Genomic DNA, 13,531 nt, shown 5'->3' with positions numbered 1-13,531 from the left:
GACAAATTTCAAATTGTGGTAGAATACAAAGGAATCTCAATGGAAAAATCCCAAGAAATAGAATTTGCTTTTTCAACCCTCAGTGATCTATTAGATGAGGTAGCACCTAGCATTAAACCTCTTTTTATTTCGCTCAAAGAGAATCCAAGCCTCTTGTTTCAGAAAGAATCCAATCTGCCTCAAGAGTTTAGTTCGCAAGAGATTTCTAATCTCATCAAGGCTTTTACGCTTTATCATTTGCTTTTAAACATTATAGATGAACGATACCAGCTAAGTTTGCGCCCACAAGGACAAATCCAAAGCGTGATTGAAGAATTAAAAGCTCAAAAATACGATGATGAGGACATTAAAGAAGTCTTTAAAAAAATTCAATTTTATCCCGTTTTCACTGCCCACCCCACAGAATCTTTGCGCAGAACTTTTTTAGAGAGCTACCACGATATGTATAATGATTTGCATTTGTGGTTTAAATTTGGACAAAAAAGCGCGAAAGAGCATTTGAAATACCGCTTGAATCTTTTGTGGCACAGCCATATCGTCCGCAGTGAAAAAATTGAAGTGTTATTTGAGCTAGATAATTTGCTTTATTTTATGGAGAGTTCTATTTTACAAAGTGGAGCGCGTGTTTTACAAGAAATACAAGACGCTTTGAAAGAATCTTTAGGGGAACATTCTAACAATTATCTTAAAAAATCTCCTATTTTACTTGGAAGTTGGATTGGTGGCGACAGGGACGGCAATCCTTATGTAACAAACAATGTAATGATTGAAGTAATGAAACATCAGCACGAAACAATCATTTGTCAATATCTTAAGCGCATAGACAAATTAATTAGAGAGCTATCCATAGCACAAGAATACATCAATCCTAGCGAGGAATTACGCGCAAGTTTGGAAAAGGACAAAGAGCATTTGGATACTCTTGCAAAAAAGCTATTTTTACAAGAACCTTTCCGTGCTAAATTAACTTGTATGCGACAGAAACTCCAAAACAGAATCCTTATGCTGAATCTACCGCAAAATGCCTTGAGTGAAAATAAACTTTATATCTATGAAAACTCTAAAGAATTTATCAAAGAGATTGATTTAATGATAGAATCGCTAGATGAACGCAGTAGCACTTATCTAAGAGAGTTAAAAAATCTTGTTTTACTTGCAGGATTTCATTTAATGCGACTAGATTTTCGCCAACATCGTGATAGGTTTTGGCAAGCACTTGCCGAAATTTTTGCAACTTTGGGATATATTCAAGGCGATTTATTGCTTCTGCCTCCAAGTGAGCAAACAAAGATTCTAAATGTTGCCCTTAGCGCACCTTTGGTAGATTTAAATGCGCTTTATGGTAAGTTTAGCGAATCCACACAAGAAACCTTGATGGCTTTTGTTTATTTCAAATGGGCAAAGGATAGAATCAGCGACAACATTATTGATTCTTGTATTGTCTCTATGTGTCAAAGTGCAAACGATTTGCTTTGTGTGCTGTGGTTTGCTAAACAAAGCGGATTATGGTGCAAGGGCAAAAAAACACAAATTTCTATTTCTCCACTTTTTGAAACCATTAAAGATTTGGAATCTGCACCAAAAATTTTGCGCGAACTTTGTGCAAATCCGCATTATATGGAATATCTACAATCACATAAAAATCGCCAAGAAATTATGATTGGATATTCAGATTCTAGCAAAGATGGCGGAATCTTTACTAGCAATTATTCCTTACGCAAAGCCATTGAAAATCTTATTTTGCTTGAACAAGAATTAAAAATTAAGTTTAGATTGTTTCACGGACGCGGTGGCAGTGTCAGTCGTGGGGGTGTTGCTTTAGAAGATGCTTTATTATCCTCTCCTCCTAATAGTGTTGCAGGATTTCTAAAAACAACAGAGCAAGGTGAGGTGATTAGCTATAAGTATTTAAATCCCAAAAAGGCGGAATCTAGCTTTTTAAGTGCTTTAGCAACTTTGCTTAAGAAATCAATGTATGATAGATTTGGCGCAAATTTCAATACAAGCAATTTTGAATCTATTTTGCAAACCACAAGCGCAGAATCTTGCAAGGCTTATCGTAAGCTTGTATATGAAACAGAGGGGTTTATGGAGTATTTTAAATCTGCCACCCCAATTCACTTTATTGCGCAATTAAACATTGGCTCACGCCCATCTAAGCGCAAAGATACACAAAATGTTGAGGATTTACGCGCGATTCCTTGGGTGTTTGCTTGGACGCAGAATCGTGCAATTATTCCTGCTTGGTATGGCTTGGGAAGTGGTTTAGAAGCAACATTTAAAGAATGCAAAAACAAAGAAATCTTTAGGCAGTGTTACCAAGAGGATTTGTTTTTCAAAACGACCATTGACAACATTTCTCAAGCCTTTTTAAAGGTGGATTTAGAGATTGCAAAACATTATAATGACTTTGTGGAGGATAAGAGTTTGCGTCAAAAAATTTGGCAGATGATAGAGCAAGAATATCATCTCACATTGGATTGGTTGCTTTATATCCGCAAAGAAGAATCGCTACTTGCGAGTGAAAAACTCATTCAAGAATCCATTTTGTTGCGCAAACCCTTTTTAACAAGCCTTAGCTTTTTTCAACTTCATCTAATGAAAACTTACAAGGATGCGCAATATTCAGAACAAAAAGAACGCATTGCCAAACAAATCGTTACAACGATTGTAGGAATCGCACAAGGGGTAAGAAACACGGGATAAAACCTTAAGAATTTACTTCTAAGATTTGCTCCAATCCATTGGGGCTTTTTGAGTATGTGAGCATAAATGCGATAAACCTTGCAACGGCAAACCACGCAATAAGACTTAAAGGCGCACGTAAGATACCAAACAAACTTGCAAACACATTTTGCGCTTTTTATACTACTTCACCAAGCATTTTGCAGGATTGACGCAATCAAGCTGTTCGTAAAATTTATACTTTTGCTCTAGGATTTTTAGAATCTCTTGGGTTTTCTTTAAGTCGGCTTTGATATATTCTATTTGATTTTTTACAATCTCCTTGCGCTCTGCAATCGTGCTTTCGCCCTGCATATACAAATCCATATAAAGCTTGATAGTCTTTATCTCCATTTTGGTTTGCCTTAAATACTCTACCCAGCGCAAAGCTTCTATATCACTTTCGCTAAAATAATGCACATTGTTTTTATCGCTTTGCAAAAAAGGAAACAATCCTTTTTTAATCCAAAATCGTATTTTTGTAGAGGGAATCCCCGTTTTGCGCTCCACTTCAATGATTGTTCTTTTCATCTCTTGCCCCTGTTTTTTAGCCTTTAAGTTTATGTAGTTTTACCCAAACACTCTCTTTAAATGCGCTGTATAGTCTTTAATGTATTGCTCCACTTGCGGATTCTTTACAACATCGTTACAAATAAAAGTTGGCAGAGCACTCATTCCCATAAATTCGTGTGCTTTATGTAAATGCAGATATACCATTTCCACTCCAAGCCCCTCAAAAAAGGCGTCTTTGTCCGTAAAAGCTCCAAGCGGTGCGTTCCAAGTAACACTAAACATTACCCTTTTGCCTTGAGACAAGCCCCCGCTGCCATATTTTAGGCTCTCATCTTTGCGACTGCGTCCATCGTTTTTAAAGAGAATCCCTGCACCCTCAAGATAAACTTCATCAATATATTTTTTGACTATCCAAGGTTCGCCCATCCACCACGCAGGCATTTGATAAATCAGCACATCAGAATTCGCGATTTTTCGCACCTCCTCTTGCGCATTATAGCCTTTATCAATGATTGTTTCTATCACCTTAAACCCTAGAGATTCCAAAGTCTGCTTTGCCACACCCTGCAAAGTCGCATTGAGCCTCCCGCTATCCATTCCAAATTTTTTTGAACCATTTAGCAATAACGCTTGCATTCTCTCTCCTTTAATTGATTGCATAATTATACAGCCTGATACTTGGTATTTGTCAAGGGGGGTATAGAGAATATTAAGTGGAATCCCTTGAGAGAAAAAGATAGACAAAGCAACGCAAATGGGGGGGGGCGCGCAGAGAGTAGCAGCTATTTAGTGCATTTATTCTCTAAAGAAATGCGTTTAAGCTCGGGCAGGGGGAGATTTAAAAGCTCAATACGCTTTAAAGCGTCTTTGCAAAAGCCATTTAAATCTTTTTTGATTCCATAATACGCCCATACACCTTGCCTTTGAAGCTCCAAAAATCCTGCGTCTTTAAGGATTTTTAGATGACGCGAGAGGCGAGATTGCACCATATCCAAAGAGACTTGTAAATCACATACACACAGCATTCCTTGCTTTTGGCAATGTTGTGCCAAAAATGCAAGAATTTTCACACGGCTTTCATCATTGATTGCCCCTGTGATTTTCAAAAAATCTTCTATGTTTTGCATACTTACTCCTTTGCATATTTGTATTTTACTATAAATTTATTTTATTGAGTTTTTTCATTACATCAACTAGAAAAAGCATTATAGGCACTTCAACCAACACTCCTACTATGCTTACAAAGGCTTGAGGAGAATTTATCCCAAAAGAAGCAATGGCGACTGCAAGGCTAAGCTCAAAGTTATTTCCACACGCGCTAAAGCTTATAGCACAAGATTTTTCATAGCCAAAACCTTTGCTCAAACAAAAAGCAATAAAAAACATTACCACAAAATAAGCCACCAAAGGCAGTGCAACAATCAAGGTATCAAAAGGGAGATTCAGCAAAGCCTCGCCCTTATATGAGAACATCACAATGACAATATAAAGCAAAAATATCAAGGTAAGGGGGCTGATTTTAGCGATGAACTTTTCTTCATAGAATCTTAAGCCTTTGTATTTGATGAGGAAAAATCGCGTGAAAAACCCCAAAACAAAAGGAATGCCAAGATAAATGGCTACATTTTTAGCGACCAAAGCAAAAGATAGGGTATAGCCTTGCAAATTTATACCTAAAAATGAAGGCAAAACTATCATAAAAACATAAGCCATAATTCCAAAGAAAAAGATTTGAAAAAGACTATTGAAAGCCACCAAACTAAGAGCTAGCTCTTTATCCCCTAAGGCAAGGTCTATCCATACTAGCACCATAGCGATACACCGCGCAAGTCCTATGAGAATGACCCCTTGCATATAGCCTAGAGTGAAATGCGGCACAAACACATAAGCAAGAAACGCCAACACAAACATTAGCACAGGACCTACCAAAAAATTTAAGCCCAAAGAAACAAAAAGGATTTTCTTATGGCTAAAGACTTTAAAAATATGCATATAATTAGCCTTTACTAAGGGCGAGTAAAGCATTATAATAAGCCCTAAGGCAATGGCTAGATTTATATCATTAAATTCTAAAATCTGATAAAAATCTACAATTTGGGGGAAACAGATTCCTAGTATCAAGCCAAAAGTCGCACTTAAGAATATCCAAAGTGGGAGAAATTTATCCAAAACCTTCATCTTTCATCCTTACAAGCCAAGCAATACAACCAAGAATCCAAAGCCTATGGAGATTGCTAATACCATTGCCACAAAGATATAGAGCAATCTCATCTTAAACATTGATTTTAGCACAATGAGTTCGGGCAAAGAGCAGCCTCCACCTGCGATTAAAAGGCTCATCACAATGCCAAGTGGCACTCCAGCGTTGATTAACCCTAAGCCAATAGGGATAATCGCCTCCACACGAATATAAAGAAAAATCCCAATAAAAGCCGCTAGAATCACACCAAGATAATTAAAGTCTTTAAGAATTTCTTGCAAACTCTCTTGCGGGATAAAATCGTGGATAAAAGCCCCAATAGCCATACCCACAGCAAGAAAGGGCAGAATCTTTTTGTAATTTTTAAAGCTTTGAGTAAAAAGAGAGGCAAAAGATTTGCGTTTAAAATCCGCTTGGGATTGCGGAGCTTGAGAATGAAATCTTAAGGCTTTGCCTTGTGCTACATTGCTTGATAAAATGGGCTTAGGATTCAAAGAAAGGGGAGCTTTTGTGCAACAACTTGCAGTTGTGCAAGAAGCGGCGTTTGTCAAAAATTTCTCTTTCAGCAAGAGTTTTGCATTTGCGTTTTTTAGGCTGAATGCAAGGAGAAATACAGCTACAACCACAAAGCATATATAGCTTAGCCCAAGCGCAAAGCCAAAAGTCATAAAAAGCATAGTGATAAGGATAGGATTAATGAGTGGAGAGGTTAAAAGATAGGCAAAGCTCACGCTTAGATGAACACCATTGCGCACGAGAGATTGAAAAAATGGAATCGTAGAGCACGAGCAAAAAGGCGTAATCGCACCCAAAAGAATCGCTTTGAAATAGCTTGTGTAAGAGTTTGTGCTTAAGTGCCTTTGGACAGCGTTGGAATAGCGTTTATTGATGTAGCCCACAAGCATATCTATGCCGATAAATAAAATAGAAATTTCCGCAAAAAGTATGGCAAAACTTTGTAGAGTGTGTAAAATTTGAGGAGGAATATTCATCACTTTCCTTTGAATGAGAATCTTGCAATATCATATAATCAAAGATATTGCAAAGGAAAGTATAGCATTTTTAAATTAATATATCAATATATGTTGATATATTAATTTATTATTCACAACTTAAAACATATTTAGCATTATACAGCCTGATACTTGGCATTTGTTAAGGGGTAGATAAAAACTTTATTGCCTTATTGAAAAATACAAAAATCCACAGCAAATCCTAGAAATCACACCAAAGTCAAGCAACCAGACAAGAAATTACTCTTGCTCGTAAGCCTTGATTTTATCAAGTGTAAAGACAATATCCTCACCCACAATGGAATCCCTATAGCAGCGATAGCACCTTTGCGTGTTTTCGGATTCGGGACGCACTCCATTGGACTTAAAAGATTCAAAAGCCCAATCATCGCCGACTTTTTGCATACGCTCTCCTTAAAATAAAATCAAAAAGAAATTGTAAAGCTTGAGAGTGGCTCTAAGTCAAGAGGAAAATACAAAAATTTGAAATTTTTACTCCAGCGGCATTGAATGTAACTTGTTATTTTTTGATAGAATACCAATGTAAAATCATCAATGCACTTTGCAAAATTTCAATCCAAAGGGAAAAATAATGAAAAAATGGCTTTTGTTGCTTATGGGTTGTGCAGTCGTGAGCTTTGCCAATAGCGTAAGCGAGAAACTTGCTCAAGATTGCGATTTAAACGATTCTGTTGCTTGTTATAATTTGGGTGTTTTGTATTACAAAGGTCAGGAAGTAGAAAAAAAATCACAAAAAAGCATTGGAGTTTTACACTAAAGCTTGTGATTTAAAATATCCTAGTGCTTGTAATAATCTCGGTATTTTATACGAAGATAAAAAAGACTACAAAAAAGCATTAGAACTCTACGCTAAGGCTTGTGATTTAGAGAATCCTAACGCTTGTGGCAATCTAGGCACTTTATATTATACAGGTCAAGGAGTCGCAAAAGACTACAAAAAAGCGTTTGAAATTTATAGTAGGGCGTGTGATTTAAAATATCCTAGTGCTTGTAATAATCTAGGCGTTTCATACTATAAAGGTTTGGGGGTGGAGCAAGATTATAAAAAAGCGTTTGCATTTTACGCTAAGGCTTGTGATTTGGAGCATTCTGGGGCTTGTTATATTTGGGTGTTTCGTATAAAAAGGGTCAAGGCGTGAAGCAGAATCTTAAAAGGGCAAAAGATTATTATGGTAAGGCTTGTGATTTGGGACTTCAGCAAGGCTGTGATGCGTATAAAAACCTAAATTAAGAAAATACTTTTTAAAGCAATACGAAGCCAAAAAAATAGATTCTGCAATTATAGAATCCAATCTTTGTTTGTCAAGGTGTTTTCAAATATCCTCTACTTCATGCTTGATTAAATGAGAAAGCGTTAAAATGCAACTTTTTAGATTTCTTGAAAGGACAAAGATGAAAAAAGGATTTTTGTCAAGCGTGGGTGCGATTGGTTTAGTAGCTATGCTTTTTAGCAGTATAAACCTTAATGCCGAAAATTTAATCAATTTTCCAAAAGACAAGCAAAAAGTCTTATTGCTTTCTAGCTCGGGCTACAAAGATACAGGGTATTTGAATCACGCATTGCCTTGGCTAAAAGAGTTTGTGGAACAAAATGGGCTTAAGGGAAAAAGAGTGGCATTTATACCTTATGCGGGTGTGAGAAAAACCCCAAAAGAATACGAGGAGCAAGTACAAAAAGCCTTAAAAAGTTTAGATGTAGAGATTAGAAGTGTGCATAGAGGCAATGCAGCAGAAGAAGTCAAAAAGGCGGACGCAATTATTGTGGGTGGTGGCAATACTTTTGAGCTAGTCAATCAACTCTACAAAAATGAACTCGTAGAACTCATTGCGCAAAGAGTGAGTGAGGGCGTGCCTTATGTAGGTTGGTCTGCGGGGACAAATGTCGCAGGTGCTACAATGCAAACAACGAATGATATGCCTATTGTTGCTCCAAAGTCTTTTGATACTTTTAATATCTTCCCCCACCAAATCAATCCGCATTTTATTTCTGGAAAACCCGCCGGACACAATGGTGAGAGTCGCGAGGAGAGACTAGAAGAGTATTTGATTTTGAATCCTAAAACTATTGTTTATGCTTTGCCTGAAGGTGTCGCACTGCTCATCAATGGCAAAAAAGTGAAAGTTTTAGGTATGGATAAAAATACGCCACTTTTGAAACTTGAACACAAAAAAGCAATTCAAAAAATCGCCATAGATTCAGAATTTGAATACTAAGAAACTTTAAACACGCAAACAAAGCTATCTAAAATTTAGATAGCTTTGCTACTTTGTGTCAATTTGCATCTAAACCCCATAAATGCTCTTTGAATCGCTCATCAAGCAGGCAATTCTCTAGGCTTCTTTGCGAGAAAAGAAATCGTCCATCACACACAAAGCCAAGCTCCGCCCAATCTACGCTATTAAGTTTATCACATAGATTTTGCAAGGTTTTAGAATCTACTTCAAACTTTGGAAAAATTGCCAAAATTGAGCCATCATAAGCCTTGCAAGAATGAATAAAAAATGGCTTTTTATTGCGTGTTTTGGTATTGACATAGATTCTAGGATTTTCACTTTTATGGTAATCTCTCCCCCATTCCCACCAATTAGAATCGCTAAATTTTTTGATTTTTCTTTGCAATAATTTTTGTTTGAATTGTTGTAAATATTTGCAAGATTTTGCATATTCTCCATAAATCATTTTTTTGGTTTTGCCATTTTTTGCAGTCGTTGAATTGACAAACTCTACATTCCCAAATTCTGTGTTTGCAAAAATAGAATCCGCCCCACTCACCGCACCAACTTTCACAAAAAATAACTTTTTAAAGGGGATAAAATAGTGATTTTTGGTAAAGAGAATCTGCCCATTTACGCAGCTAAAAGTTTTCAAACAATTTGTATTTCTGCTAAAATTCCCTTTTTCAAAACGCCATATTGCACAATTTGGCTGGGCTTTATCAAAAATCTTTTTATCGCCCAAATCAATAAAATCTGTAATGCTCCCTTGTGAAAACAAAAACCCATTAAGCCTTACGCTCGCCGTGCTTTTTAAAAAATCTCGTGGAGTGATAAAGATGAGTTCCCCTTTATCTTGCAAATGCAGAATACATTTATAGATAAAGAAAAGATACAAATTTGAGCGTAAATCAAAAACATTTTTGTAGGGGGCTAAAAGGATTTTGGTAGATTCTAAAATATCTTGATAGCGCACATAGGGCGGATTGCCAATAATGCAATCAAACTTTTCGTCTATTGGGTAGGCAAAAAAATCCTGTTGCAAGATAGACTTATCGCAAATAACATTTGAATCTAATTCAATACCTACTTTATTAGGGGGGAGATTCTTTAAAAACGCCCCATTGCCACAGCTTGGCTCTAGGAATCGTGGATTTTCTAGCTTTTTGCTACTTTGGATAAGATTTAGCATATCACTTACAATATGCGGCGGGGTAAAAACCTGCCCTAAATGCTCTACATTAAGATTATTCATCAAAATACTTTTTGAAAGATAAATAGGCATCAGCCCTTAGTTTTAAGGATTCCCCAAAATTGCCTAAAATAAAATCTTTTGCTTCTTTGAATGTTCTTTTGATAATTTCACGATTATTGTCCCATTTAGCTTGAAAAGGGAGGTTGTTGCCATTTGGAGTAAGATTTTGTAGGGATTTTAAAGAGGTAGCAAAAATATCTTTTGGATTGTCTTTGTTGATGATGAGAAAATAATAATCCGCATTGTTTTCTTTTAAATTAACTTTAAGATTCTTAAAATATATCTCCCAAATTACGCCATTGCTAAAAGGTGGAATCTTGCCTGTTAGAGCATAATAAATTCCTAGTTTGCAGTTAAGATTATCCGCTGTTTTTGTCGTGCTTACTTTAATATTAATAGGATAAAAGTTATTGTTTTCCTCAAAGCTAAAATCCACCCAATCGCGCATATTTGGACGATTGATAGAAAAGTTTTGCTCTAAAAGATTAAAAATCTCATCTTCATTAAAAGCGGAATTTAGCCTCCCATCTTTTGTGTGAGAGGATAATGAAAAATCTTTAGATTTTAGAAAACCTACTATATCACAGAGTGTTTTGGGTAAAATATTTTCTGGCACTATATTCCCTTTATGAGTTTTGGATAATAAAAGAGAATTATAACATAAGGAGTTGATAAATCTTTGCAGAACCTCTAAAGAGACGCGTTGCCTCTTTAGATTTCTTTGTTTGTAGATTCTAAGATTTCAAAAATCTTACTGCTTCACTCCACTTTCTGCTTCCTTGATATAGCCCTCATATTCTGTATCACTTAAAAGCTCTAGCCAAGTAACATTCTTGCCGTCTTTCTCGTGTGTAAGGGCGATATGCACACCCTTTTCTTTTAAACCCGCTCCGTGCCAATGCTCTATATCAGGCGGACAAAGCACCACATCGCCAACCTTTGCAATTTGTGTAATTCCCGCTTTTGTGCCTGTATAAATCGTGCCTTGTGTAACAATCAGCGTTTGCCCTGCGGGGTGCGTATGCCACGCTGTCCTTGCGCGAGGAGAAAAGGTAACTTCCCCTCCACCATAATTGCGATAATCTCCACTTTTAAAAAGCGTTTTGACACTCACTTCACCGCTAAAGATTTTAGAATCCCCTTTGAATCTTCCAAGACTTCCCGCTTTTACTACTTCTTGTGCCTTTTGCATTTTTGCCTCCTCTGCACAAGTGATATTTGCGCAACCTAAAGTTGCAACCAAAGCAACAGCAATAAATTTTCGCATTTGTTCTCCTTGAAACAAAAAGATTCTGCAATTATAAAGCCTAACACTTAGTGTTTGTCAAGGGATAAAGTGTAAGATTTTATAAACTCTTTATCCTTGCTTGGATTTCAAATCTAAAAGTTTTGCAATCTCTTTTGCGTGGTAAGTGATGATAATATCTGCCCCTGCGCGTTTAAAGCCTAGCATTGTTTCTAACAACACGCGCTCATAGTCAATCAATCCCGCTTTTTGCGCAAATTTCAACATTGCATATTCCCCGCTCACATTATACACTGCAAGGGGCAATAAAGTGCGTTCCCTAATGTCGCGCACAATATCTAAATACGCAAGAGCAGGTTTAACCATTAAAATATCCGCGCCTTGCCTTTCGTCCTCTAAACTCTCTAAAATCGCTTCTCTGCGGTTTGCGGGATTCTGTTGGTAGCTTTTGCGGTCGCCAAAGCTGGGTGTGCTTTGTGCCACATCACGGAAAGGTCCATAATAGCCACTTGCAAACTTGGTAGAATAGCTCATCAAAGGAATATGTGCAAAACCTGCGCTATCAAGAGCGGCGCGGAGGGATTCTATCATTCCGTCCATCATTCCGCTAGGCGCAATCAAATCTGCCCCCGCTTGAGCCAATACAAGGGCTTGTTTGTTTAGAATCTCTAGCGTTAAGTCGTTATCCACGCTTTGCAGTTTTGGATTTAGGATTCCACAATGTCCGTGGTCTGTGTATTCGCAAAAACACAAATCTACACAAAGCAGCATTTTAGGAAATTTCGCTTTGATGGCGCGGAGGGCTTGTGCGACAATGCCTTGCTCACTTAATGCCTCACTCCCGACACTATCCTTAATGGCTGGGATTCCAAAAAGCATAATCGCTTCAATCCCTAAACGCTCTGCTTCCTCACATTCTTTGAGTGCATTATCCACACTTAGTTGATACACATCGGGCATTGAAGCAATGGCGTTTTTGACATTCTCGCCGTGTGTGATAAAAAGCGGGTAAATCAAATCTTGCACTCTAAGACTATTTTCCTCTACTAAATTCCTAACAACCTCGTTGAATCGGACTCTTCTTAAACGTTTAAACATTTTTTTCCTTTATGAATGGGTTTTAGCAAGAACGCCTTGCAAGACAAAATAATTTTTATCCTCTTTGTGAAAATAGTCTAACTTTAATCCTTGCGATTCTAGTGTGCTTTTGATAATATAAATTCCAAGCCCCAAACCGCTACTATTGGATTTAGAATCCTTAAAAAACGGCTTAAAATGGTCTTTTAAGGAGTAGGGGAGCGGTGCGCCAAAGTTTAGAATCTCTAAATTCTCTCCATTTACGCGCACTTCCACCTTGCCTTTTGTTTTGTATTTTAGCGCGTTATCTAGCAGATTTTTAATCGCTAGAGTTAGCATTTCAAAATCGCAATGCAAAAGATAATTTTCATCAGGCAAAATAAAAAACTCTTTTATCTGTCCGCTATCTAAAAGCAACATTGCAAAAACGCGATTCAAAATGTCTTTTAATACATAATTTTGCTTGTTTAAACAATAGTTGCGGGAGCTTAACTCCTCAATCTTTGCAAACTCATTGATTAGGCTGTTGAGGCGGTCAAACACACTACAAAGTCGCTCTTTGTAAAGGGGCTGTTCAATCATCTCTGCGGTGATTCTACCCTTTGTAATGGGTGTCTTTAGCTCGTGCATTATAGAGCGCAAAAATAAATGTCTGGATTGATTGAGCGCATTAATTTTCTCCACAGCATTTTCAAATTCGCGTGCAAGTTCTCCAATTTCATCGTTTTGATTGAATTTGCAATGGATATTGGTTTGTCCATTAGCAAATTTACGAATCTCTTTGCGCAAGGTTTTAAGCGGTAAAATGCTACGAATGACAAGCACAAACAAAAACACCACCACCAAGAATGCAAAAAATGTAATCAAATAATAATTAAAAAGGCTATGAGAATGCAACCCGCCATAGAGCTTCCATTCTTGTGGAGTTTGCAAAAAAAGATAAATGCCATTTTCTTGCTTAATGATTTTTGCAATCATTCCACTAGTTAAATTTGGCGTTAAATGGTTTTGGAATTGTTCTAATGTTTTGTTATCTTGGATTTGGTGCAAATCCAATTCTTTAAGATATTTTTCAATCAATTCTACATTTCCACCAAAGCGCACCAATTGGTTAATTGTAGCTAGGAATTGATTGTATTTTAGTTGGTCTTTTAGTATGCCCTCATTAATTTCCTCTCGGATAAAATAATAGGAAAATGCACCCAAGCAAATGATTGCTACGATAAACAAAATGGTAATTTTAACAAAGATAGAATTTTTAATCATCT

At 36.9% G+C, this 13,531-nt stretch carries 16 protein-coding genes; 5 read left to right on the top strand and 11 right to left on the bottom strand.

Annotation, left to right across the window (positions count from 1 at the left end; genetic code table 11):
- The first annotated feature begins 39 nt into the window (after positions 1 to 39).
- On the top strand, positions 40 to 2,706 hold the full coding sequence (locus tag BS85_RS0103240; protein WP_026943544.1) for a phosphoenolpyruvate carboxylase: 2,667 nt from the start codon (positions 40 to 42) through the stop codon (positions 2,704 to 2,706).
- Between the two features lie 162 nt (positions 2,707 to 2,868).
- On the opposite strand, the gene BS85_RS0103230 is transcribed toward BS85_RS0103240, so the two are convergent.
- The 6 genes from BS85_RS0103230 to BS85_RS11245 form a co-directional block, all read right to left on the bottom strand.
- A complete protein-coding gene (locus BS85_RS0103230; RefSeq protein ID WP_026943543.1) occupies positions 2,869 to 3,255 on the bottom strand; it encodes a MerR family transcriptional regulator in 387 nt (128 codons plus the stop codon).
- 39 nt (positions 3,256 to 3,294) lie between these two features.
- Positions 3,295 to 3,873, bottom strand: coding sequence for an NAD(P)H-dependent oxidoreductase (locus BS85_RS0103225; protein ID WP_026943542.1), 579 nt, complete (start codon positions 3,871 to 3,873; stop codon positions 3,295 to 3,297).
- 146 nt (positions 3,874 to 4,019) lie between these two features.
- On the bottom strand, positions 4,020 to 4,364 hold the full coding sequence (locus BS85_RS0103220) for an ArsR/SmtB family transcription factor (RefSeq protein ID WP_425402385.1): 345 nt from the start codon (positions 4,362 to 4,364) through the stop codon (positions 4,020 to 4,022).
- Between the two features lie 28 nt (positions 4,365 to 4,392).
- Entirely contained in the window at positions 4,393 to 5,415 is a 1,023-nt protein-coding gene (gene arsB / locus BS85_RS0103215) for an ACR3 family arsenite efflux transporter (protein WP_026943540.1), read from the bottom strand.
- 9 nt (positions 5,416 to 5,424) lie between these two features.
- Positions 5,425 to 6,429, bottom strand: coding sequence for a permease (locus BS85_RS0103210; protein WP_026943539.1), 1,005 nt, complete (start codon positions 6,427 to 6,429; stop codon positions 5,425 to 5,427).
- 261 nt (positions 6,430 to 6,690) lie between these two features.
- The gene (locus tag BS85_RS11245) at positions 6,691 to 6,855 is read right to left on the bottom strand and encodes a hypothetical protein (protein WP_156938025.1); all 165 of its coding nucleotides are present in this window, start codon (positions 6,853 to 6,855) and stop codon (positions 6,691 to 6,693) included.
- A 187-nt stretch (positions 6,856 to 7,042) separates the two neighbouring features.
- Between BS85_RS11245 and BS85_RS10175 the strand changes: the two genes are divergently transcribed.
- From BS85_RS10175 to pepE, 4 genes are all read left to right on the top strand, one after another.
- A complete protein-coding gene (locus BS85_RS10175) occupies positions 7,043 to 7,228 on the top strand; it encodes a hypothetical protein (protein WP_034551061.1) in 186 nt (61 codons plus the stop codon).
- The gene (locus BS85_RS10170) at positions 7,212 to 7,610 is read left to right on the top strand and encodes a tetratricopeptide repeat protein (protein WP_051604664.1); all 399 of its coding nucleotides are present in this window, start codon (positions 7,212 to 7,214) and stop codon (positions 7,608 to 7,610) included. Before BS85_RS10175 ends, BS85_RS10170 begins: the two co-directional genes overlap by 17 nt.
- Entirely contained in the window at positions 7,607 to 7,702 is a 96-nt protein-coding gene (locus BS85_RS12170) for a hypothetical protein (RefSeq protein ID WP_425402384.1), read from the top strand. The genes BS85_RS10170 and BS85_RS12170 overlap by 4 nt, the downstream gene beginning before the upstream one ends.
- Positions 7,703 to 7,863: 161 nt before the next feature.
- Positions 7,864 to 8,685, top strand: coding sequence for a dipeptidase PepE (gene pepE, locus BS85_RS0103195; protein ID WP_051604662.1), 822 nt, complete (start codon positions 7,864 to 7,866; stop codon positions 8,683 to 8,685).
- A 58-nt stretch (positions 8,686 to 8,743) separates the two neighbouring features.
- Here the strand turns inward: pepE and BS85_RS0103190 are convergent, their stop codons facing one another.
- From BS85_RS0103190 to BS85_RS0103170, 5 genes are all read right to left on the bottom strand, one after another.
- Positions 8,744 to 9,940 (bottom strand): Eco57I restriction-modification methylase domain-containing protein, encoded by a 1,197-nt coding sequence (locus tag BS85_RS0103190; protein WP_026943537.1) that lies wholly within the window; start codon positions 9,938 to 9,940, stop codon positions 8,744 to 8,746.
- The gene (locus BS85_RS0103185; protein ID WP_026943536.1) at positions 9,933 to 10,544 is read right to left on the bottom strand and encodes a hypothetical protein; all 612 of its coding nucleotides are present in this window, start codon (positions 10,542 to 10,544) and stop codon (positions 9,933 to 9,935) included. The genes BS85_RS0103190 and BS85_RS0103185 overlap by 8 nt, the downstream gene beginning before the upstream one ends.
- A 147-nt stretch (positions 10,545 to 10,691) precedes the next feature.
- The gene (locus BS85_RS0103180; protein ID WP_084310145.1) at positions 10,692 to 11,207 is read right to left on the bottom strand and encodes a cupin domain-containing protein; all 516 of its coding nucleotides are present in this window, start codon (positions 11,205 to 11,207) and stop codon (positions 10,692 to 10,694) included.
- 90 nt (positions 11,208 to 11,297) lie between these two features.
- Positions 11,298 to 12,284, bottom strand: a complete 987-nt coding sequence (hemB, locus tag BS85_RS0103175; protein WP_026943534.1) for a porphobilinogen synthase — start codon at positions 12,282 to 12,284, stop codon at positions 11,298 to 11,300.
- Between the two features lie 9 nt (positions 12,285 to 12,293).
- Positions 12,294 to 13,529 (bottom strand): ArsS family sensor histidine kinase, encoded by a 1,236-nt coding sequence (locus BS85_RS0103170; protein WP_026943533.1) that lies wholly within the window; start codon positions 13,527 to 13,529, stop codon positions 12,294 to 12,296.
- Between the last annotated feature and the right edge of the window lie 2 nt (positions 13,530 to 13,531).

Origin of the sequence: Helicobacter rodentium ATCC 700285 (assembly GCF_000687535.1) — a bacterium.
GTDB lineage: Bacteria > Campylobacterota > Campylobacteria > Campylobacterales > Helicobacteraceae > Helicobacter_D > Helicobacter_D rodentium.
Note: the sequence above shows the minus strand (reverse complement) of the source record. Positions and strands in the feature narration are given on the sequence as shown.

What these genes read in the sequence shown, in the direction of transcription:
- BS85_RS0103225 (WP_026943542.1), bottom strand. Translation starts at nt 3,873, where the DNA reads ATGCAAGCGTTATTGCTAAATGGTTCAAAAAAATTTGGAATGGATAGC.
- arsB (WP_026943540.1), bottom strand. Translation starts at nt 5,415, where the DNA reads ATGAAGGTTTTGGATAAATTTCTCCCACTTTGGATATTCTTAAGTGCG.
- BS85_RS0103240 (WP_026943544.1), top strand. Translation starts at nt 40, where the DNA reads ATGGAAAAATCCCAAGAAATAGAATTTGCTTTTTCAACCCTCAGTGAT.
- BS85_RS0103230 (WP_026943543.1), bottom strand. Translation starts at nt 3,255, where the DNA reads ATGAAAAGAACAATCATTGAAGTGGAGCGCAAAACGGGGATTCCCTCT.
- BS85_RS0103170 (WP_026943533.1), bottom strand. Translation starts at nt 13,529, where the DNA reads ATGATTAAAAATTCTATCTTTGTTAAAATTACCATTTTGTTTATCGTA.
- BS85_RS0103180 (WP_084310145.1), bottom strand. Translation starts at nt 11,207, where the DNA reads ATGCGAAAATTTATTGCTGTTGCTTTGGTTGCAACTTTAGGTTGCGCA.
- BS85_RS0103210 (WP_026943539.1), bottom strand. Translation starts at nt 6,429, where the DNA reads ATGAATATTCCTCCTCAAATTTTACACACTCTACAAAGTTTTGCCATA.
- hemB (WP_026943534.1), bottom strand. Translation starts at nt 12,284, where the DNA reads ATGTTTAAACGTTTAAGAAGAGTCCGATTCAACGAGGTTGTTAGGAAT.
- BS85_RS0103220 (WP_425402385.1), bottom strand. Translation starts at nt 4,364, where the DNA reads ATGCAAAACATAGAAGATTTTTTGAAAATCACAGGGGCAATCAATGAT.
- BS85_RS10175 (WP_034551061.1), top strand. Translation starts at nt 7,043, where the DNA reads ATGAAAAAATGGCTTTTGTTGCTTATGGGTTGTGCAGTCGTGAGCTTT.
- BS85_RS11245 (WP_156938025.1), bottom strand. Translation starts at nt 6,855, where the DNA reads ATGCAAAAAGTCGGCGATGATTGGGCTTTTGAATCTTTTAAGTCCAAT.
- pepE (WP_051604662.1), top strand. Translation starts at nt 7,864, where the DNA reads ATGAAAAAAGGATTTTTGTCAAGCGTGGGTGCGATTGGTTTAGTAGCT.
- BS85_RS0103190 (WP_026943537.1), bottom strand. Translation starts at nt 9,940, where the DNA reads ATGAATAATCTTAATGTAGAGCATTTAGGGCAGGTTTTTACCCCGCCG.